Source organism: Sphingobacterium sp. Mn56C, assembly GCF_049319645.1.
In the GTDB taxonomy this organism is placed as follows: domain Bacteria; phylum Bacteroidota; class Bacteroidia; order Sphingobacteriales; family Sphingobacteriaceae; genus Sphingobacterium.
This window is the reverse complement of sequence record NZ_JBMOUC010000002.1, coordinates 186,861-207,285: the sequence shown is the minus strand read 5'-3', so window position 1 is coordinate 207,285 and position 20,425 is coordinate 186,861. Positions and strand designations below refer to the sequence as shown.

Annotated in this window: 19 protein-coding genes and 1 riboswitch; of the genes, 11 read left to right on the top strand and 8 right to left on the bottom strand. The window is 39.8% G+C overall.

From position 1 onward, the window contains the following. Positions 1-78: 78 nt before the first annotated feature. The 8 genes from ACL9RF_RS08335 to ACL9RF_RS08300 all read right to left on the bottom strand — a co-directional run bounded on the left by ACL9RF_RS08335 (position 79) and on the right by ACL9RF_RS08300 (position 10,030). Positions 79-1,251 (bottom strand): alpha-hydroxy acid oxidase, encoded by a 1,173-nt coding sequence (locus ACL9RF_RS08335; protein WP_422800155.1) that lies wholly within the window; start codon positions 1,249-1,251, stop codon positions 79-81. Between the two features lie 139 nt (positions 1,252-1,390). Further along, positions 1,391-1,915 (bottom strand): DUF4833 domain-containing protein, encoded by a 525-nt coding sequence (locus tag ACL9RF_RS08330; protein ID WP_422800154.1) that lies wholly within the window; start codon positions 1,913-1,915, stop codon positions 1,391-1,393. Positions 1,916-1,972: 57 nt separating this feature from the next. Next, positions 1,973-2,149 carry a hypothetical protein gene (locus ACL9RF_RS08325; protein ID WP_422800153.1) on the bottom strand — a complete coding sequence of 59 codons (177 nt, stop codon included), beginning with the start codon at positions 2,147-2,149 and terminating at the stop codon, positions 1,973-1,975. A 151-nt stretch (positions 2,150-2,300) separates the two neighbouring features. Then, positions 2,301-4,619, bottom strand: a complete 2,319-nt coding sequence (metE, locus tag ACL9RF_RS08320) for a 5-methyltetrahydropteroyltriglutamate--homocysteine S-methyltransferase (RefSeq protein ID WP_422800152.1) — start codon at positions 4,617-4,619, stop codon at positions 2,301-2,303. A 69-nt stretch (positions 4,620-4,688) separates the two neighbouring features. Next, positions 4,689-4,788: riboswitch (SAM riboswitch) on the bottom strand. Positions 4,789-5,063: 275 nt separating this feature from the next. Then, positions 5,064-5,750, bottom strand: coding sequence for a response regulator transcription factor (locus ACL9RF_RS08315; protein WP_422800151.1), 687 nt, complete (start codon positions 5,748-5,750; stop codon positions 5,064-5,066). A 30-nt stretch (positions 5,751-5,780) separates the two neighbouring features. Continuing rightward, positions 5,781-7,622, bottom strand: coding sequence for a sensor histidine kinase (locus ACL9RF_RS08310; protein ID WP_422800150.1), 1,842 nt, complete (start codon positions 7,620-7,622; stop codon positions 5,781-5,783). Positions 7,623-8,001: 379 nt separating this feature from the next. Continuing rightward, positions 8,002-9,432, bottom strand: coding sequence for a pyruvate kinase (gene pyk, locus ACL9RF_RS08305; protein ID WP_422800149.1), 1,431 nt, complete (start codon positions 9,430-9,432; stop codon positions 8,002-8,004). A 97-nt stretch (positions 9,433-9,529) separates the two neighbouring features. Further along, positions 9,530-10,030, bottom strand: coding sequence for an IPExxxVDY family protein (locus ACL9RF_RS08300; protein WP_422800148.1), 501 nt, complete (start codon positions 10,028-10,030; stop codon positions 9,530-9,532). A 256-nt stretch (positions 10,031-10,286) separates the two neighbouring features. On the opposite strand from ACL9RF_RS08300, the gene ACL9RF_RS08295 reads away from it, so the two are divergent. From ACL9RF_RS08295 to rplW, 11 genes are all read left to right on the top strand, one after another. Beyond that, complete coding sequence (locus ACL9RF_RS08295) at positions 10,287-10,520, top strand: acyl carrier protein (RefSeq protein WP_422800147.1); 234 nt, start codon at positions 10,287-10,289, stop codon at positions 10,518-10,520. Positions 10,521-10,547: 27 nt separating this feature from the next. Continuing rightward, entirely contained in the window at positions 10,548-11,801 is a 1,254-nt protein-coding gene (gene fabF / locus ACL9RF_RS08290) for a beta-ketoacyl-ACP synthase II (protein ID WP_422800146.1), read from the top strand. A gap of 76 nt (positions 11,802-11,877) precedes the next feature. Continuing rightward, positions 11,878-12,615: a ribonuclease III gene (gene rnc / locus ACL9RF_RS08285; RefSeq protein ID WP_422800145.1), complete on the top strand. Its 738-nt coding sequence runs from the start codon at positions 11,878-11,880 to the stop codon at positions 12,613-12,615. 62 nt (positions 12,616-12,677) lie between these two features. Next, complete coding sequence (gene hisS, locus ACL9RF_RS08280; protein WP_422800144.1) at positions 12,678-14,063, top strand: histidine--tRNA ligase; 1,386 nt, start codon at positions 12,678-12,680, stop codon at positions 14,061-14,063. A gap of 157 nt (positions 14,064-14,220) precedes the next feature. After that, a complete protein-coding gene (pdhA, locus tag ACL9RF_RS08275; protein ID WP_422800143.1) occupies positions 14,221-15,216 on the top strand; it encodes a pyruvate dehydrogenase (acetyl-transferring) E1 component subunit alpha in 996 nt (331 codons plus the stop codon). 42 nt (positions 15,217-15,258) lie between these two features. Further along, positions 15,259-16,911 (top strand): 2-oxo acid dehydrogenase subunit E2, encoded by a 1,653-nt coding sequence (locus ACL9RF_RS08270; protein ID WP_422800142.1) that lies wholly within the window; start codon positions 15,259-15,261, stop codon positions 16,909-16,911. Between the two features lie 130 nt (positions 16,912-17,041). Beyond that, positions 17,042-18,223 carry a serine hydrolase domain-containing protein gene (locus tag ACL9RF_RS08265; RefSeq protein ID WP_422800413.1) on the top strand — a complete coding sequence of 394 codons (1,182 nt, stop codon included), beginning with the start codon at positions 17,042-17,044 and terminating at the stop codon, positions 18,221-18,223. A 17-nt stretch (positions 18,224-18,240) separates the two neighbouring features. Then, positions 18,241-18,600 carry a CoA-binding protein gene (locus ACL9RF_RS08260; RefSeq protein ID WP_422800141.1) on the top strand — a complete coding sequence of 120 codons (360 nt, stop codon included), beginning with the start codon at positions 18,241-18,243 and terminating at the stop codon, positions 18,598-18,600. A gap of 274 nt (positions 18,601-18,874) precedes the next feature. Continuing rightward, positions 18,875-19,492 carry a 50S ribosomal protein L3 gene (rplC, locus tag ACL9RF_RS08255; RefSeq protein ID WP_422800412.1) on the top strand — a complete coding sequence of 206 codons (618 nt, stop codon included), beginning with the start codon at positions 18,875-18,877 and terminating at the stop codon, positions 19,490-19,492. Between the two features lie 5 nt (positions 19,493-19,497). Beyond that, positions 19,498-20,127 (top strand): 50S ribosomal protein L4, encoded by a 630-nt coding sequence (gene rplD / locus ACL9RF_RS08250; RefSeq protein ID WP_422800140.1) that lies wholly within the window; start codon positions 19,498-19,500, stop codon positions 20,125-20,127. Position 20,128: 1 nt separating this feature from the next. After that, a complete protein-coding gene (gene rplW / locus ACL9RF_RS08245) occupies positions 20,129-20,419 on the top strand; it encodes a 50S ribosomal protein L23 (RefSeq protein ID WP_422800139.1) in 291 nt (96 codons plus the stop codon). Positions 20,420-20,425 lie beyond the last annotated feature (6 nt).

Sequence of the window (20,425 nt, the reverse complement as noted above, 5' to 3'; positions counted from 1 at the left end):
AGGGAATATTTGTATTAAGGTGTAGCGCTTACAGCGGGTAAGCCACCTGCTGTAAGCGCTACACCTTATAGGGTATTATTATTTTATGCGTAATAGTCTGTCTGGGAACTGATCGATCTTTTCAATCGTTAATTGCTGCATCACTTGGTAAAGCTGTGCTTTAAACATATTAATTGTATGTTCCGCTCCTTCATTACCTAAAGCGCCGACACCGTACATAAACGGGCGCCCCATAAAATTAAAGTCTGAACCCACGGCTTGTGCACGCGCAATATCCACACCCGAACGAATACCGCCATCCATCATAATTTTTACTTTGGATTTGTAGGCAGGGTTTCCGGCCAATCGGATTAAGGAATCTATAGAAGATTCGCTGGCATCAAGCTGACGGCCACCATGGTTCGATACGATGACACCATCTACGCCAAGCTGAATGGCACCTTCCATATCTTCATCTGTCGCAATACCTTTAAGTACCAAAGGCCCTTTCCAGATATCGCGGATGGCTTTCACTTTCTCCATATTCACCTTTCCGGTAAAGGTTTTATTCATAAACTGCCCCAGCTGGCTTAAATCCAGCCCTTTTTCCATGTAAGGTTTCAGTGTTGCAAAGGAAGGGATACCATGTTGTAACGTCTTAATACCCCAGGTAGGGCGAATCATTGCTTGGAAGATGTTTTCAATATTCATCTTCGGCGGCATCGATAAGCCACTTTTAATTTCTCTGTAGCGCAGGCCGAAAGAAGGTACGTCGACCAAGACCACCAATACAGGGCACTCTACAGCCTTTAAGCGGTTTAAAATATCATCGCGTAGGCGATCTTCAGTAGGATGGTACAATTGAAACCAAGCTTTTCCTTCAGAAACTTCCGCAATGCGTTCAATGCTACTTGTAGAAACGGTACTTAACGTATACGGAATATTTAACTTTGCGGCACCCTTAGCTAGAATTTCTGGAGCATTAGGCCACATTAATCCTTGCAAGCCTATTGGTGAGATACCAAAAGGTGCACTGTAGCGGTGTCCGAATAAGTCTACCGACATATCAATATCGCTACCTACCCGTAAATACTGAGGCTTTAATAGAATGTTATCGAAATCATTTTCGTTTCTCCATAAGTTAAGCTCTTCATTACAGCCGCCCTCTAAATAATCAAATGCAAACTTCGGAATCCTAGATTTTGCTTTTCTTTTAAGATCCGCTACCGATGGATATTTTGAATGGTAAGGGAATACAATTTTTTTGCTCATTATTATGCTAAAAAGGTCGATTTAGTTTTGTTGGGCTAATGTACAAAAAAATGGGTAATATATGCCATTAAAAGGCTGTTGACTGCTGCAGTATGCTTTATTTTTTTAGAACAGCATAGTACAGGTAAGATGCCCAGCTTTAATTAGGGAACAATTTGGCATTTACAGACTTACCCTGTCCGTCCGTTCCAAAAAAATGGATGTAGTCGACTTTGGTATTTAAGCCCGAGGTACCTTCCCGTTGCTGAATAAATAGTCGGTTAACTTTCATTTTTACGCCCGATACGGAGGTTTCTATTTTAGCATGTTTATTTTTGTCGACACTGAGGTATAGCTTTTGTGCGGGATAAGATACCAAACTTACCTCGTAAGTATTGTCGCCAATTTTGTGGGTATTTACGCCGTAGGCAAAAGTTTTTTGTACGGTACTCAAGGATTTTATTTCACCTTTATTTTCAAAAATCTGCCGTGTTACCCGAATAGGGTTGTTGCTGTCGAGTTCGCCTGTTGCGCTGTAATTTGCTTGGTATATAAAAGCATTTTTTCCTCTATTATGTTGAATATAGAATAAAAGATCAGCAACATGCGGGGTAGGGTATCCGTCTTGTCCGAAAACCGACAATACGGATACACTTATTAAGAAGGATAAAATGCACTTTTTCATACCTGTTTTTGTGCAAATTACATGATTTTAATGTATTACCAATAAAGTTAAAATTAATTAACCTTTACCACCACCAAATAGTCTGGATATAAGCCAGATAATCAAAGCCAATACCAGTACAACCATAATAACACCAGACCATACACCGGCCTTAAAAATACCTTCAATTACCTGGCAGCTGCTTAAGGACATGATAACGAAGGCGAACACTGTAAATTGAGCTAATTTTTTCATATTATGTTTTTTAAAGGTAACAGCCAATAGAATCAAAAAGTTTGATTTATTGTGAATTATAGGCAATGGCATGTGGGTATACGCAAAAAAAAAGCTGCCCTGCATAGCAAGACAGCTTTTAATATTTAATAATAGGACTAATTAGAAAGGATTATTCAGCACGTAAGATTTTCGCTGCTTTAACCATAGATTCCAAAGCAGCTTTAGTCTCAGGCCATGCACGCGTTTTCAAACCACAGTCTGGGTTAACCCATAATTGTTCGGCAGGTACTACTGCTTTTGCTTTACGCAATAACTCAACCATCTCTTCTGTACTAGGTACACGTGGCGAGTGGATATCGTATACACCAGGACCGATATCATTCGGGTATTTAAATTCGCCCGCGAATGCCTCCAACAGATCCATTTGTGAGCGTGATGTTTCAATCGTAATAACATCTGCATCCATCGCTGCAATATCACGGATGATATCGTTAAACTCGGAGTAACACATGTGTGTATGGATTTGCGTATCATCTTCTACATTAGATGAAGACACACGGAAGGAGCGTACAGACCAGTTCAAGTAATCCTGTTGGTCAGCTTTACGTAATGGAAGACCCTCACGAATAGCAGGCTCATCGATTTGAATAATTTTAATACCCGCTTTTTCTAAAGCTTGTACCTCATCCAAAATTGCCAATGCAATTTGGTATGTTGTTGTCGAACGTGGTTGGTCGTTACGAACAAATGACCATTGTAATATCGTAACCGGACCCGTTAACATACCCTTCACCGGGCGATTCGTTAAAGATTGTGCATAAGCAGACCAGCGAACAGTCATATCTGCAGGGCGGTAAACATCCCCATAAATAACCGGAGGTTTAACACAACGAGAACCGTAAGACTGTACCCATCCGTTTGAGGTGAATGCGTACCCCGCCAATTGCTCACCGAAATATTCAACCATATCATTACGTTCGAATTCACCGTGTACTAACACATCGATATCCAAGTTTTCTTGCAATCGGATGGTATTTTCCGTTTCTTCTGCAATGGCTTTATCATACGCTTCTTGTGTAATAGCACCTTTTTTAAGGTCAGCTCTCCACTTACGAACATCCTTTGTTTGCGGGAATGAACCAATTGTTGTCGTAGCAAAAGCCGGTAATCCAAATTTAGCCTGTTGCGCAGCTTTACGCGCTGCAAATGCTGAAGTACGCTTAGCATCCTCATCCGTGATATTGTTTACACGTTCTTTAACTTCAGGTTTGTGAATTAAAGGAGATGTACGGCGACTTTCGGCAGCAGCTTTGTTAGCTTCGAAACGCTTAGTTGTATTTTCATCAACCTCGGCATCCGCATCCGCCAATACTGCAAGATCTTTAACCTCAGCAAGTTTTTGTTTTGCAAACGCCAACCAGTTTTTAACCTCCGCAGGAAGCGAAGTCTCGTTTTTTTCGTTGTCTAAATCGAAAGGAACATGCAATAAAGAGGAAGAAGGAGCAACCCAAACGCGGTCTTTACCTAAAGCGTCAACAGCCTGTTGAATTTTTGCTAAAGACTTTTCATAGTCATTTTTCCATATATTACGGCCTTCTACCACACCTAAAGATAAGGTCAATGAGGCAGGTACTTTAGCTAAGATAGTATCCAATTGTTTTTCGCCACGTACCAAGTCGATATGTAAAGCGTGAACAGGAAGGTTTACAGCGATATCTTCGTTATCCAATAAAGCCTCGAAGTAGGTCGCTACAATTAGTTTAGCACCCTTTGCTGCTGCCGACAATTTAGAAAATACCGTAGCGTAAAGCGCTTTCACATGCGCATCGATATCCAAAGCCAAGAAAGGCTCATCAATCTGAATATATGCAGCACCAGCATCCGCTAATTTCGATAATATCTCTTCGTAAACCGGTAAAAGATTGTCGATAAGGTCGATACGGTTAAAGTCAGCTTCTTTTTCTTTACCCAATAATAGGTAAGTAATAGGGCCAATAATAACAGGTTTTGTTTCAATACCGAATTCTTTCGCTTCGTTGTATTCGTTTAAGAATTTTTCGGATGTTAATTTAAATTCTTGGTTTTTAACAAACTCAGGTACAATATAGTGGTAGTTAGTATCGAACCATTTTGTCATTTCCATTGCCGTAACATCTACGCCACCTTCCTGGAAACCACGCGCTAAGGCGAAGTATAAATCTAAATTGTACTGACGGTCGATTTTACCTAGTAACGAGTTGTATCTAGCTGGAATTGCACCTACTGTTAAAGATAAGTCTAATACTTGATCATAAAACGAGAAATCGTTTGAAGGAATCAAGTTGATACCTGCATCTTTTTGTGTTTTCCAGTTGTTTTGACGGATAGTCTTTCCAGCCTCTAATAATTCTTCCGCAGAAATTTTCTTTGCCCAATACGCTTCATTAGCTTTTTTCAATTCACGGAAAGGTCCCACTCTTGGGTAACCTAGGTTGTTAGTAAGTAACATAGTCTTTTCCCTATTGTTTTAATAAAAATAGTTTTCTGCTGTAGAGAAGGTTCTTGGACTAGAATCTTCGGCTTATCTTTCTCCATCAGGAGTAGAATTTAGCACCTTGTCTGGTGACAGGTTGCCAAGGCTTCTTCGGGTCTATTCCCTCTGCCTTTCTCTATAAGCGTCACAAATCTATAGAATGGAAATTTAAAAAACAAAGTTTTTTGTAAAAAGTTTTAAAAGAGCAGGCCTATATTTGGCTATTTTTTTTTGAAGTGTTTTCATCCTAACAGGAGGGGGCTATTTTGAAGGTAAGCGATTTGCAGTTTTCTTTTTAGCCAAATAATGTGCCTGTTACAGTTATACCGGGTTTGCCTGTAGCAGGTTTTTGCTGTTGGTATAAACAACAAGAAGATGATTAATTTCATCTTCTTGTTGTGGTTGTAAAGCCTTTAAAAATTAGCTCACCAATAATTTATAACCTTTACCGTGAACGTTAACAATTTCCACATTAGGATCTTCTTTCAGATACTTACGAAGCTTACTTAAGAAGACATCCATACTACGGCCCGTGAAGTAATTATCGTCGTGCCAAATTTTTATTAAGGCTTCCTCCCGCGTTAAGACATCGTTCTTTTTTAAGCATAACAAACGTAATAATTCCGCCTCTTTTGTAGACAATTTTTGCTGTTGCCCCTTATAAGAAATCACCTGGCTGGTATAGTCGAAGAAATAACCGCCGATTTCAAATTTATCGGCAAGTTCTTCATCCTTATCTTTGTTAATGCGTTTTAGGAGGGCATTAATCCGTAGCAATAACTCTTCAACGCGGAAAGGTTTGGTGATATAATCGTCGCCACCCAGTTCGAAAGCCTGCGTTTTATCCTCCATCATACCTTTAGCCGTAGCAAAAATAATAGGCACCGTAGTATTCGTTTTACGAATTTCTTTGCCCAATGTAAAGCCATCCTTTTTCGGCATCATAACATCTAAAATACAGAGGTCAAACTTGTCCTTACGAAATTGTTCCAGTGCGCTCTCTCCATCTTGGCTCAATACCACTTCATATTTACCTTTAAGTTCGAGGTAATCTTTTAATAATTCACCTAAGTTAGGATCATCTTCTGCTAATAATATTTTTTGCATAACTAAAGTCTTTAATCGTTCAAATTCTATTTAATATTTACCCGACTTTAACGGCAAGGTAACTTCAAAGGTCGTGCCTTTGTCCTTCTCACTTTTCACTTGGATTTTGCCATCCAATCTTTTAATGATATCATGTACATAACTTAACCCCAACCCGAATCCTTTAACATTGTGAACATTTCCTGTTGGAATTCGGTAAAACTGATCAAAAATCTTCTCCTGCTGCTCCCGGGTCATGCCCATGCCTTTGTCGGATACGCTGATTATAATATTAGATTTATTGGCCCTACTTTTTACGGTAATGTTAGGGGGTGCTGTGCTATATTTAATGGCATTGTCTACTAAATTAAAAAACACATTAGAAAGATGCAATTCATCTCCGATAACGGTATCATTTTCGGCCAGGAGCTCTGTCGTTAGTGTGCCTTCAGCCTTTTGCAGCTGCAGTTGCATGCTGTCTAAGACATTTTCCAGTAGAGGGTTGATTTCTACCTCTGTACGTTCTATTTTTATATTTTCTTTTTCGAGTTTCGCAATATTAAGAACCCTTTCGATATGGCTGCCCAGACGCACATTTTCGTCGTAAATAATATTAGCAAGTTTGTTTACACGGGCTTCGTTGGTAGCTATTTCTGGATCACGTAGAGACTCGCTAGCAATCATAATCGTCGCTACAGGGGTTTTAAACTCGTGCGTCATATTATTGATAAAATCGGTTTTCATTTCCGAAATTTTCTTTTGCCGGAATACGATCGATAGGGTATAGGCGAAACAACCAATCAGTAAGGCAAACAGCGCTAACGTGGGTAAGATGAGGTAGCTCATATTATCGACGATTACAGCGCGTTTATTTAAAAAGTAGATGGTAAGTTTACCCGTTGATTCGCCAATATCTCCTTTAAACAACGCGGTCGAGTAGGGTGTCAATTTTTCATGTGCATGCGTATCCTCCACATGCGAAAGGGGATATAGCAACCTGTATTTATCACGTATTTCCATGCGGAAAGGCGAGTGTATATCGCGGGAAGCAAGCTCAGATATTAAAAGTCTCTCCAATAAGGCTTGGTTTAAACGTTGTTCTAAAGGCCTGTTTGCCATCTCCATGCTTGCCGCTACATCTTCCACTACACCAGCTTTCTTACCGCCTATAGCTGCTAAAGTGTCAAAAACATTTTTTGCATCAGCTAGAAATTCGAAATTTAGTTTTTTAAGCTCTGCATTTAATTCCATTATTTTCAATGCAATACCTTCATCGCCTCGCGGCGGCAATGTAGCAATTTGATAGCTGTTAATATTACGGCTTCCTAATTCTATATGCGGAATAACATAGCGCATAGAATCGTCTTTGGCTTCAATACGGGGCACCTCTTTTTTGGCCGACACATTGGTATAGTTGTCTACCATAGTACTCCCGGGCAATTGCTCAAACTCTACTGTAATCTCGATTAAGTCGCGATTGGATTTTTTTCTATAGTAAGTTTCATAAAACCAGTTATAAATTGGAGCCGCATTCGGGAAGGTGCTTTTTAAGCTCTCCTCGGCGTCTTTAAATTTTTGGTACGCCATATACTGTTGTAAGCGTAATTTTTCGATTTGCTGCTGTATATCGAGTTGCTTGGCCAGTCGTTTTTGCTTTTCCTGCTCCACCTCATATTTCACCTGGTTAGCCTTACTCTGAATTTTAGCATATTCAAGCACTTCAGTTTTTTCAATCTCTCCGGCGACCTTTGCAAGAGACGCATTTACGGCTTCATCAAAAAGAATAGAGTTTTGTTTATACGTTTCCCGAATAAAGTAATATTGCATGGCTACCACCCCCAATAGTGCAATAGACATGAGCCATATAATTAACGAAATACTTTTTTTCTTCATTTGCTACAAAAATAGTAATGTAACTCTCCTATATAATGCTTTTAACACTATTTAACAGGCAGTTACGGTCTGCTTGACGGTTGTTTAAGTTGCTAAAGAGCAGTGCTTTATTGGCTGTTCAAGGGTGTAATATAAGCAAAAGATTAGGCTTATTTTTGCTTTTTATAGCGCGGAAATTCCATCTTACTGAGACTCAGCATCAGAATGGCAACCATATAAAGGCGTTACAGCAGGAGTATAGGCTGCCAGGCTGCCAAAAAAAAGCATACAGCCAAGTAAGGGGGAAAGCTGTATCAGGTGAAACGAAACGGGTAGCTGTTAAGCCAAGTAAAAAGGTGTCTCTGTTGAGGAGACACCTTTTTAAAATGTTTTATGAGTATTAGTTCACTTCAGAAACACGGATGGTATTAGTCTTACCTTTTTGGTGAAGAGGTGTCGACGCTGTGTTGATAACAATCTGTCCAGGCTCTACCAATTGTCTTTCTTTAAGCAAATCGTTAACATCTTGAATGGTACCATCTGTACTTTCGTATTTTTCATAGATGAAGGTACGTACGCCCCAAACCAAACTCAATTGTTTCAATAAGTTTTTATTGCCCGTGAAAACAAAGATATTTGCATCAGGTCTGTAACTAGAAATCTCAAATGCCGTATAACCCGAAGCTGTCATCACCGCAATAGCAGCAGCCTCCGTTTTTTGCGCTAAGAATACCGAAGACCCACAGATAGCATCCGAAATTTTAGTGCCATCCGTATAGTTATCTTCTTTAGCATTATAATAAGGATAGGAGGTAGACTCTACATGCGTAATGATTTTAGCCATGGTCTCGATAACGATTTCTGGGAAATCACCAACCGACGTTTCGCCACTCAACATTACCGCATCAGCACCATCTAAAACCGAGTTAGCAACATCGTTCACCTCGGCACGTGTAGGGCGCGGCGTAGTAATCATACTTTCCAACATTTGGGTAGCAATAATTACAGGTTTAGACAGGTCACGACATTTTTGAACGATAATTTTCTGAAGGCCTGGAACCTCTTCCATCGGTAATTCAACCCCTAAGTCGCCACGTGCTACCATGATAGCATCCGTTTCAGCAATAATGCTGTCGATGTTTTCAATAGCCTCAGGCTTCTCGATTTTGGCAATAACTTTAGCGTGGCTACCCTTAGCTGCAATAATTTCTTTACACTGCTTAATATCTTCTGCCGAACGAACAAAAGACATCGCGATCCAGTCTGCACCATGATCTAATGCAAAGTTTAGGTTGTCTAAATCTTCTTCAGTTAAAGAAGGGATAGATACTTTCGTGTTTGGAAGGTTTACACCTTTACGTGATGTTAAAACACCGCCATGTACAACCTCGCAGATAACGGTATCTTTATGGTTGGTTGAAAGAACACGTAATTGCAATTTACCATCATCCAAAAGAATGATTTCATTTTCTTTCACGTCGTTAGGGAAATTATCGTACGTGATATAGATTTTCTTCTCATCGCCGATAAGTTCATTGGTGGTCATTTCGATTTGTGTACCATTAACCAAAATTGCTCCCCCCTCTTTCATTTTTCCAATACGAATTTTAGGGCCTTGAAGATCGGCAAGGGTACTCACATTAAAACCATACTCGTCGTTAATGGCATTAATGGTGTTGATAACTTTTAAGTGATCCTCTTGGCTTCCGTGCGAGAAGTTTAATCTACATACATCCACGCCTTTTGCAATAAGGTTTGCTAAGACTTCTTTATTGGACGATGCAGGGCCTAGTGTTGCAACTATTTTTGTTCTTTTTTGAATCTTTTTCATTTGGTATTTTAATTTTCACCTAGGAGTAATCCTCGGGTTATCTGTCTGCTAATTTTGTAATATGAGTGTAAAAAGTACACTTAAATCTAATAATCGGCTAAAATATTAGATTTTCTTTAGATTTCAATGAAATAGGGTCAATTTCTTTCAACAGCATGACCTCTTTTATGCTGCGAATATTTTCTAAAAGTTTAATCAGATCCTCCTCATCTATATAATGTTTGATTAAGAAAAAATAATCAAAATTAGAGGCCTCAGGAATCAAGGTGCCATTTTCTAAGCTTTTGTTATTGACCAAGTAGTACTCGAAATCCAAGTTGTCGTGACAATAGCGGTATACCTGAAAATGATGTAAAATTTCTTTTTTATTTTTATTTTTTTCGACGATAAGATGAAAATCAAGTTCCTCCTGTGGTTTTAATTTAATATTCCCGTTATGGTCCAGCACCGACTCCTTGCCATAAACAAAATTTAATCCTGTTTTTTTGTTTATAAAATGGCATAATCGATAGTCTCGTAACGTTGTGCTTATACCGACCAAAATAAAGTCTAGCTCCAAGTCGAGGTCCATATCTAGTTTGAAAGTGATTTTATTCAAGGGTATGGGGTTTTAAATTTTACAAACGAAAATACAATTTACAGATTGGACTTTCTTCAATTGGTCTGTAAAATTTGTATTAAAAGTAAGTTTATTTTGTTCTTATATGTAAAAATGAGTATAATTGAATAGTGCAAATAGCCTTGTTTTTAGGTGCTGTTTGCTTTATTTTGGCTCTAAAAATTAAAAAGGTTTGATTTTTGGGGAAATTTATTTTTCTTTGCACAGATTTATTAAACAATTAAACTATAAAATCATGTCAGATATCGCATCAAGAGTAAAAGCAATTATCGTTGAAAAGTTAGGTGTAGATGAAAACGAAGTAACACCAGAAGCTTCTTTCACGAATGATTTAGGTGCAGACTCACTTGATACAGTTGAGTTGATCATGGAATTCGAAAAAGAATTCAACGTTGCAATTCCTGATGACCAAGCTGAAAATATCAGCACAGTAGGTCAAGCTATCGCTTATTTAGAGAAAAACGTTTAACTAATTTTATTAGGCTAAAAGCAATAAATGGAGCTTAAGAGAGTAGTTGTAACAGGATTAGGCGCACTTACACCCATAGGGAATACCGTACAAGCGTATTGGGAATCCTTAACTAATGGTGTAAGTGGGGCTGCTCCTATTACGCATTTTGATGCGTCAAAATTTAAAACCCAGTTTGCTTGCGAGGTTAAAGGTTTTGATCCACATGAATTTATGGATCGTAAAGAAGCTCGTAAAGTAGACCCTTTTGTGCAGTATGCAATCGCCTCTACCGATGAAGCGATTAAAGATGCCGGGTTAGAATTTGATAAATTAGACCGTAACCGTATAGGTGTTATATGGGGTTCAGGTATTGGAGGTTTAACGACCTTTACAGAAGAAGTGAAAAATTACGCAAAGGGGGATGGAACGCCACGTTTTAATCCGTTCTTTATACCTAAAATGCTTATTGATATTGCTCCTGGGCATATATCAATGCGTCACGGATTAAGAGGGCCGAATTTTTCAGCAGTATCCGCATGTGCTTCGGCAACCAATGCGATGATTGATGCATTCACCTATATTCGTATGGGGCGTGCAGACGTAATCATTACCGGAGGTTCAGAGGCAACTGTAAATGAAGCTGGAATTGGAGGTTTCAATGCAATGCATGCCTTATCCACACGTAATGACGATCCGAAAACCGCCTCTCGTCCGTTTGATAAAGATCGTGACGGCTTTGTGTCTGGTGAAGGTTCTGGAGCATTGGTATTGGAGAGCTTAGAACATGCCTTAGCGCGTGGAGCAAAAATTTATGCGGAAGTTGTAGGTGGCGGTATGAGTGCAGATGCACACCATATCACGGCATCCCATCCGGAAGGATTAGGAGCTAAGCTTGCTATGACGATGGCAATTAATGATGCAGAGCTTACTTTTGCGGATATTGATTATATCAATGTGCACGGAACGTCGACTCCAGTAGGAGATGTAAGTGAAACAAAAGCCATTGTAGATCTATTTGGTGAACATGCTTATCGATTGAACATCAGTTCTACAAAATCGATGACGGGCCACTTATTAGGTGCTGCAGGTGCTGTTGAAGCTATTGCATCCATATTGGCAGTGAAAAATGATATCGTCCCTCCGACAATTAATCATTTTACCGATGATCCTGAGATTGATGCTAGATTGAATTTTACATTTAATACCGCACAGAAGCGTGTAGTAAATGCAGCTTTGAGTAATACATTTGGTTTTGGTGGTCATAATGCTACCGTTATCGTGAAGAAGTATAACCCATAACAGCAGGTTAAGATATTATAAGAATAATAGGTAGTTTTTCTAAAGCTACCTATTTGTTCTTATGGAATTCCTAGGTATGTCGATTAATCTTTATAAATTATATCTTTCGTCGAATAAGGCTTATTATAAAAAGCTGAAGAATATTCTTGGTTTTATACCAGGGAATGTGAAGCTATATCAAATGGCCTTTCGACATAAATCGGTAGCGAAAGTTATTAAAGATGGCGTCAAGAATAGCAATGAGCGCTTGGAATTCCTGGGCGACGCTGTACTGGGGTCCGTTGTGGCAGAGCTCCTGTTTAAATTATACCCCTATAAAGACGAAGGTTTTTTAACCGAGATGCGTTCCAAAATTGTATCCCGTGCTAACCTAAATCAATTATCGCGCAAGTTAGGTCTCGATCAATTGATACAATACGACTCCCGGATGATTTCGTATGCCAATAAACAAGGCTCCCTGTATGGCGATGCATTTGAGGCGTTGATCGGTGCTGTTTATTTGGATAAAGGCTATACCTTTACGCGCGATTTTTTGTTGACGCGCATTATCAAACCCCATGTAGACATACATGTGTTGGAGAATACAGAAACAAACTTCAAAAGCCGCTTAATCGAATGGTGCCAGCAAGAGGGCAAGGAAGTTGCCTTTGTGCAGGTTGATAACCCGGAGGGGGAATCTCTGAAACTTTTCACCATTGAGGTGCTCGTGAGTGGCGTAGTATGTGGTTTGGGCCGTGATTTCAATAAGAAAAGTGCCGAGAAGATTGCTGCAGAACGCGCCTGCGAACTGTTGAAAATTATTGAACCCGCATAATTTTTACCCTAAACATTTTATCTAGGTATTTCATATTCGCATTGTTATCTTAACTTTGCTGCATGGCAGCAATAAAACCATCTTTAGCAAAAGGTACACGCGATTTTTCTCCAGTAGAAATGGAGAAGCGAAATTACATTTTCAATACTCTGAAAAAGGTTTTTAAAAAGTATGGGTACAGTGAAATACAGACACCATCCTTTGAAAATTTAAACACCCTAACCGGCAAGTACGGTGATGAGGGCGACAGATTGATTTTTAAAATCCTGAATTCTGGAGATTTTTTATCCAAAGCGGATTCGGCTTTACTGCTGGAAAAGAAGTCCAATGCTTTAATTCCTCAGATTTCTGAAAAGGCATTACGCTATGATTTAACGGTGCCATTTGCACGTTATGTAGTGATGCATCAAAATGATATTGCCTTGCCTTTCCGTAGGTTTCAGATTCAACCTGTATGGCGTGCTGATCGGCCTCAGCGCGGTCGTTACCGCGAGTTTTTTCAATGTGATGTCGATGTTGTAGGGTCCGAAAGTCTGCTGAACGAGGCTGAATTTATCTTAATCTATCAGGAGGCATTGACGGATTTAGGTCTTAAAGATTTTACCATTAAACTAAATAACCGTAAAATCCTTGCCGGTATTGCCGAAATTATTGGTAAACCGGAACTTATCGTTGATATGACGGTGGCTATTGATAAATTGGATAAAATTGGTTTAGAAGGAGTCAATAAAGAGTTGGTGGAACGCGGCTTTACTGCCGAGGATTTAGCGCTATTAAAACCTATAATCCTATTAGAAGGGGATACAATAGCGAAACTAACCCAGCTGAAGTCGGTTTTAGCAAGCTCAGAAACGGGGCTTTTAGGTATTCGTGAACTAGAGGAAGTGTTGGCCTATGTAGCTGCTTTTGGTGTTAATGAGGAGGTTTTAAAGCGGGTGGTAGAGGTGGATATTACCTTGGCACGGGGTTTAAATTATTATACCGGTTGTATTTTTGAAGTAAAAACCAATGAGGTGGCTATGGGTAGCATCGGTGGTGGTGGTCGCTACGACGACCTTACGGGTATGTTTGGACTAAAAGGCCTGACCGGTGTTGGGGTTTCCTTTGGTGCCGATCGTATTTATGATGTATTGGAAGAGTTAAACCTATATCCACAGACGCACTCGACATCTACTCAGGTATTGATCGTTAATTTTGATAAAGCCCTAGAATCGTATACGCTTCCTTTACTCGGGAAACTACGAGCTGCTGGAATCGGCGCTGAACTATATCCTGTAGCAGCCAAGCTTAAAAAACAAATGAGCTACGCGGATGCCAAGCAGGTTCCATATGTGGTATTGGTGGGCGAGGATGAGCGGGATTCCGGTGTAGTGACGGTTAAGCATATGCATTCCGGGGAACAGCGTAAGTTGGATTTCGACGCACTCGTAGCTTTGCTGAAAGGTTAACTTCGGTAAACTCTCCTTTGCGTTTATCCTTACGTTAGCTTAAAATTAAATATTATTGAAATGTGACAAAAAATCCTTCCTTGGTTGGATTATTGTACCCATTTATCGAGATAAATTATTAGATTTGTAGTCGGTTAAGTAAGAAAAAGACTTTATAATGAGTTCAACACCTATAACAAAAGAAACATATCTAGAGTGGTATAAATCTATGCTACTCATGCGTAAATTCGAAGAAAAAACAGGTCAATTGTACGGACAACAAAAAATCCGTGGATTCTGTCATTTATACATTGGTCAGGAGGCTGTAGTAGCAGGTACAATTTCTGCAACTAGACCGGAAGATACCCTGATTACTTCTTATCGTGATCATGCTCATGCTTTGGCAAAAGGTGTTTCTGCCAATGCTTGTATGGCGGAAATGTATGGTAAAATTACCGGTTGTTCTAAAGGTAAAGGTGGTTCTATGCACTTTTTCTCTAAAGAACATAGAATGATGGGCGGCCACGGTATCGTGGGTGGTCAGATTCCTTTAGGTGCTGGTATTGCTTTTGCGGAGAAATACTTAGGCAAAGATAATGTGAATGTTTGTTTCATGGGAGATGGAGCGGTACGTCAGGGAGCCTTAAATGAAACATTTAATATGGCGATGTTGTGGAAGATCCCTGTAATTTTTGTTTGTGAAAACAATGGTTATGCGATGGGTACTTCGGTACAACGTACGACTAATATGCAGGACATCTATAAAATTGGTTTAGGTTTTGATATGCCTAGTATGCCTGTAGATGGTATGGATCCGGTAGCGGTACACAACGCCATGGATGAAGCAGTACAACGTGCACGTGCGGGTGAAGGGCCAACATTTTTAGAAATTCGTACCTACCGTTATAAAGGGCACTCTATGTCTGACCCTGCGAAGTACCGTACAAAAGAGGAGTTGGAAGAGTTTAAAGGTAGAGATCCTTTGTTGAGCACGAAACATGCTATCTTGGAAAATAATTATGCCGACGATGCTTGGTTTACCGAGGTTGAGGCTGATGTTAAAAAGGTGGTTGAAGAGTCGGTTAAGTTTGCGGAAGAGTCTCCATACCCTACAGTGGATGAATTGTACAACGATATTTATGTACAAGAGGATTATCCATTTATAATGGACTAATAGTTTTTTAAAGGTTTTTAAAGATATAATTATCTATCATACATGGCTGAAGTAATTAAAATGCCGAAAATGAGCGACACCATGACTGAAGGTGTAATCGCTAAATGGCACAAAAAAGTTGGTGATAAAGTAAATACTGGCGATCTTCTTGCAGAAGTCGAAACAGATAAAGCAACAATGGACTTGGAGTCATATCAAGAAGGTACATTGTTATATATTGGTCCAAAGGATGGCGAAGCTGTTGCTATTGATGCAGTAATCGCTGTTTTGGGTGAAGAAGGTGAGGATTATAAGTCCTTATTAGCGGGTGATACTGCGGCAACTGCTGCTGCAGAGGAGCCTAAAGCGGATGCTGCACCAGCAGTGCCGGCAGCGGATACGTCTGCGTCTGCGTCTGCAGCTTCGGTTTCGGCTGAGGATTTGGGATGTACCGTTATCACGATGCCTTTGTTGAGTGATACGATGACTGAGGGTGTTATTGCACAGTGGAACTTTAAAGTAGGTGATACGATTAAGTCTGACGATGCAATCGCGGATGTAGAAACGGATAAAGCAACAATGGAAGTTACTGCTTACGCAGAGGGCACTTTGTTATATATTGGTTTGGAGGCTGGTGAAGCGGCTAAGGTTAACGATATCATTGCTATTGTGGGCCCGGCAGGAACGGATATTACTCCGTTGTTAAACCAAAAATCTGCGGCTCCGGCTGCTACGGCTGAAAAGCCTGCTGAAACTGCAGGGGTAGCTGCTGATGCTAACACGGCTACAGCTGCTAGTGCTACGGCGGAATCTGCTGACGATGATCGGGTGAAGGCTTCTCCTTTGGCGCGTAAAATTGCTAAAGAAAAAGGTATTAATTTGAGCGAGGTTAAGGGTTCTGCAGATGGCGGACGTATTGTGAAGAAAGATGTAGAAAACTTTGTCCCTGTAGCGAAATCTGAACCTGTAAGCAAAGAGGCTTCTGCTTCAAAATCGGAAACTAAAACCATTTCTCTTCCGCAGTTTGTGGGTGAAGAAAGATATACTGAGGTGGGTGTATCGCAGATGCGTAAAACTATTGCTCGTCGTTTAGGTGAGTCTTTATTTACAGCGCCGCATTTCTACCTTACTGTAAGTATTGATATGGATAATGCTATGGTTGCTCGTGCTCAAATTAATGAGGTGGCGCCTGTGAAAGTTTCTTTCAATGATATGGTTATCAAAGCGGTTGCCGTGGCGTTGAAACAACACCCTGCCGTGAACTCTTCTTGGCGAGGTGATAAAATCCGTTTCAATGAGCATACGAATATTGGTGTTGCTATGGCTGTTGAAGATGGCTTATTGGTGCCTGTAGTTCGTTTTGCAGATGGTAAATCCTTATCTCATATTTCTGCAGAGGTTAAAGACTTTGCTGGTAAAGCGAAATCTAAAAAATTAACCCCAGCAGATTGGGAAGGTTCTACGTTCACGGTGTCTAACTTAGGTATGTTTGGCATAGATGAGTTTACTTCCATTATAAACTCTCCAGATGGAGCAATTCTTTCTGTAGGGGCTATTCAACAAGTTCCTGTGGTAAAAAATGGTGCCGTAGTTCCAGGTAACATAATGAAATTGACTTTGGGTTGTGACCACCGCGTGGTGGATGGTGCAACTGGAGCCCAATTTTTGCAAACGTTAAAAGGTTTATTAGAAGCGCCTATTCGTTTACTTGCTTAAGCGCGTAACTTTATCGATATATGGAAGCCACTTTAGTAATAAAGTGGCTTCTTTTTTAGTTTTATATTGGGACTTATAGCTGTATTTCCTATATTTATTTTGGACGTTTAGAATAGGTGTATTTGTGAAAATATCAATTAGTAATTTAGTATATATAGGTTTTGCATTATTAATATTATCGTGTACTAGTGCAGAGGAGAAAAAAGAACAGGTTCAGAAAAAACAGGCTGAGGTCGATAGTTTAGCTTTGCTTTATAATCCGGTAGATGCTGATCCGCAGATCGATGCTTTTATGAAAAAGCTGCACGCTAAGTCTGGATTTAATGGAAATGTATTGGTCGCAAAAAAAGGCAAGATCATTTATCAGAATGCTTTTGGCTGGGCAAATTATTTGTTGAAGGATAGTTTGCATTTTGATTCTAAATTTGAATTGGCGTCGGTTTCGAAGCCTATGACGGGTATCGCTACGCTACAGCTCGTAGAAGCGGGTAAATTACAGTTGGATCAACAGGTATCTGATTTTTTTCCTGGTTTTCCTTATCCTGGGGTTACGGTTAAAATGTTGTTGACTCATCGGTCTGGCTTGCCTAATTATGTGTATTTTGTTGAAAAGTTATGGCCAAACCGTAAACAGGGAATGTCTAATATCGATGCAATAAACTTAATGATCGAACATAAGCCTACAAGATATGGTGCGCCTGATGGGCGTTTTCATTATAATAACTCCAACTATATGGTGCTGGGGGCTATTATTGAAAAGGTCGCAGGGCAAGATTTTGCTACCTATATGCAGGAACATGTTTTTAAACCTGCAGGCATGAAAAATACGGCAGCTCTTTCTCGGGTGAAGTATGATAAAATCCCTACGGATGTTATTGGCCATGATCGTACTTGGCGTAGATCTGTGGTGCAGGATTATTTGGATGGCCCTTTGGGTGATAAGGGTATATACAGTACAGTTGGAGATATGTATTTGCTGGATAGGGCATTACGTGATGGTAGGTTGTTGAATAAGAGCTTGTTGGATTCCGCTTATATGCCTAGGTCTGATGCTAAGCATGGGGTTTTTAGCTATGGTTACGGTTGGCGTACGTTTAGCCCTGCGCAGGAGCAGGTGGTCTACCATACCGGTTGGTGGCATGGTTTTAGAAATCTGTATGTGCGTGATTTAAAGAATGATATTACGATTGTGTTATTGTCAAATATGGTGAATGGCAGCTTGGTGAAGTTGGATGATTTGTATAAAATATTGGAAATGCCTATTTTAAGGCAGAATGCCTATGACGCCAATGGAGGCTTTGTGGATAACTAAACTATAAACTTTGAATTATGAAAAAAACGTTGATTCTTGGCGCTAGTACCAATCCGGCTCGGTACGCGTATTTAGTTGCAAATAAATTGGTGCGTAAAGGTTATCCTATTGTTAATGTAGGACGTAAAAAAGGGGAGGTGGCTGGTGTGGCTATCGAGCCTGCTGATGTTGTGTATCAGGATATTGATACCATCACGCTTTACGTTGGCCCACAAAATCAGGAGATTTATTATTCTTATATAATAGCCACGAAACCCAAACGCGTTATTTTTAATCCGGGTACAGAGAATAGTGCTTTTGCAGAAACATTAAAAGAGGCGGGTATTGAGCCCGTGGAGGCTTGTACGTTAGTCATGTTAAATACCGGGCAGTATTAGTGGAATGCAGGTTTTAAAAAATTAATTTATGCGAAAGACATCCTTGGATGTCTTTTTTGCTTTTATACCAGTACCGCGTTCTTCCTTAGTGCGATGCTATCGATTCCAGTATAGGCAATATATTTCGAGAAGGGTAAAAAAAATAGAAAAAATAATCCGCTAATTGTTTGATAGTTATAAAAATGTTTGTACTTTTGCAGTCCCTTATTGGGGGAAGTATGTCTTGAGCGAAGCCCTACTGCTTCGATGGACTTTAATTAATTTAATTTATAACATGTCAGGAATTATTGGTAAAAAAGTAGGAATGACCAGCCTGTTCAACGCTGAAGGGAAGAACATCCCTTGTACAGTAATCGAGGCTGGGCCGTGCGTGGTAACGCATATACGTACGGAAGAGAAGGACGGTTATTCGGCAGTTCAGCTTGGCTTTGATGAAGCTAAAGAAAAGAACACGACGGCTCCTTTAAAAGGACACTTTGCGAAAGCAGGAGTGACTCCTAAGCGTAAACTAGTTGAATTCAAAACTTTCGAGGATGAGAAACAACTAGGTGACATCATTGATGTAACTTTATTTAATGAAGGCGAGTACGTAGATGTAGTGGGTACTTCAAAAGGTAAAGGTTTTCAAGGTGTAATGAAGCGTCATGGCTTTGGTGGTGTAGGTGGTGCGACTCACGGTCAGCACAACAGATTACGCGCGCCAGGTTCATTAGGTGCTTCTTCTTGGCCTTCACGTGTATTCAAAGGAATGCGCATGGCTGGTCGTATGGGTGGAGAGCGAGTGAAAATTCAAAACTTACAGGTATTGAAAGTTTACCCTGAGCAAAACCTTATCGTTGTTAGTGGTTCCATTCCAGGAGCTAAAGGTTCATATGTAATCGTAGACAAATAGTAGAGATGGAAGTTAATGTATTAAATTTATCAGGTAAAGAAACAGGTGCCAAGGTGCAACTACCTGAGTCGGTATTCGGAGTACAACCTAACGACCATGCGATCTATTTAGATGTGAAACAATACTTAGCGAACCAACGCCAAGGAACACACAAATCTAAACAACGTAATGAAATCGCGGGTTCAACTCGTAAATTACACAAACAAAAAGGTACTGGTGGTGCTCGTGCGGGCTCTATCAAATCTCCATTGTTTAATGGTGGTGGTCGTGTATTCGGTCCTCAACCTCGTGACTATGGCTTTAAATTGAATAGAAAATTAAAGCAATTGGCACGTAAATCAGCGTTATCTTACAAAGCACAAGAAAACAATGTTGTCGTTTTAGACACAGTTAACTTTGAGTCTATCAAAACTAAAAACTATTTAGCTTTTGTAAACGCTTTAAACCTTGCTGACGAGAAAACTTTATTAGTATTGCCAGCATATGATAACAATGTTTATTTATCAAGCAGAAACTTAAAGAAAGCAAAAGTTATTGTAGCAGCAGAGTTGAATACTTACGATGTATTGAACGCTACGAAATTATTGTTAACAACAGATTCTGTTAAAACTTTGGAGGAAGCATTAGCTAAGTAATATGGAAATTATTAAAAAACCTATCTTAACTGAGAAAGCTTCATTGTTAACGGAGAAATTAAACCGTTACGCTTTCAAAGTAGATCATAGAGCAAACAAAATTCAGATTAAAACGGCTATTGAAGCTATGTTTGGTGTTACAGTAGTAGCTGTAAACACAGCAGTAGTTGCTGGTAAAGCGAAAAGCCGCCACACAAAAGCAGGTTTTGTTTCTGGAAGAGCTCCTAAGTATAAAAAGGCCATCATTACAATTCAAGATGGTGAAACTATTGACTTTTACAGTGTTATATAATTAAAA

Excerpts from the sequence above, each read along its gene's own strand:
- ACL9RF_RS08335 (WP_422800155.1), bottom strand. The coding sequence starts at position 1,251 with ATGAGCAAAAAAATTGTATTCCCTTACCATTCAAAATATCCATCGGTA.
- ACL9RF_RS08330 (WP_422800154.1), bottom strand. The coding sequence starts at position 1,915 with ATGAAAAAGTGCATTTTATCCTTCTTAATAAGTGTATCCGTATTGTCG.
- ACL9RF_RS08325 (WP_422800153.1), bottom strand. The coding sequence starts at position 2,149 with ATGAAAAAATTAGCTCAATTTACAGTGTTCGCCTTCGTTATCATGTCC.
- metE (WP_422800152.1), bottom strand. The coding sequence starts at position 4,619 with ATGTTACTTACTAACAACCTAGGTTACCCAAGAGTGGGACCTTTCCGT.
- ACL9RF_RS08315 (WP_422800151.1), bottom strand. The coding sequence starts at position 5,750 with ATGCAAAAAATATTATTAGCAGAAGATGATCCTAACTTAGGTGAATTA.
- ACL9RF_RS08310 (WP_422800150.1), bottom strand. The coding sequence starts at position 7,622 with ATGAAGAAAAAAAGTATTTCGTTAATTATATGGCTCATGTCTATTGCA.
- pyk (WP_422800149.1), bottom strand. The coding sequence starts at position 9,432 with ATGAAAAAGATTCAAAAAAGAACAAAAATAGTTGCAACACTAGGCCCT.
- ACL9RF_RS08295 (WP_422800147.1), top strand. The coding sequence starts at position 10,287 with ATGTCAGATATCGCATCAAGAGTAAAAGCAATTATCGTTGAAAAGTTA.
- fabF (WP_422800146.1), top strand. The coding sequence starts at position 10,548 with ATGGAGCTTAAGAGAGTAGTTGTAACAGGATTAGGCGCACTTACACCC.
- rnc (WP_422800145.1), top strand. The coding sequence starts at position 11,878 with ATGTCGATTAATCTTTATAAATTATATCTTTCGTCGAATAAGGCTTAT.
- hisS (WP_422800144.1), top strand. The coding sequence starts at position 12,678 with ATGGCAGCAATAAAACCATCTTTAGCAAAAGGTACACGCGATTTTTCT.
- pdhA (WP_422800143.1), top strand. The coding sequence starts at position 14,221 with ATGAGTTCAACACCTATAACAAAAGAAACATATCTAGAGTGGTATAAA.
- ACL9RF_RS08270 (WP_422800142.1), top strand. The coding sequence starts at position 15,259 with ATGGCTGAAGTAATTAAAATGCCGAAAATGAGCGACACCATGACTGAA.
- ACL9RF_RS08260 (WP_422800141.1), top strand. The coding sequence starts at position 18,241 with ATGAAAAAAACGTTGATTCTTGGCGCTAGTACCAATCCGGCTCGGTAC.
- rplC (WP_422800412.1), top strand. The coding sequence starts at position 18,875 with ATGTCAGGAATTATTGGTAAAAAAGTAGGAATGACCAGCCTGTTCAAC.
- rplD (WP_422800140.1), top strand. The coding sequence starts at position 19,498 with ATGGAAGTTAATGTATTAAATTTATCAGGTAAAGAAACAGGTGCCAAG.
- rplW (WP_422800139.1), top strand. The coding sequence starts at position 20,129 with ATGGAAATTATTAAAAAACCTATCTTAACTGAGAAAGCTTCATTGTTA.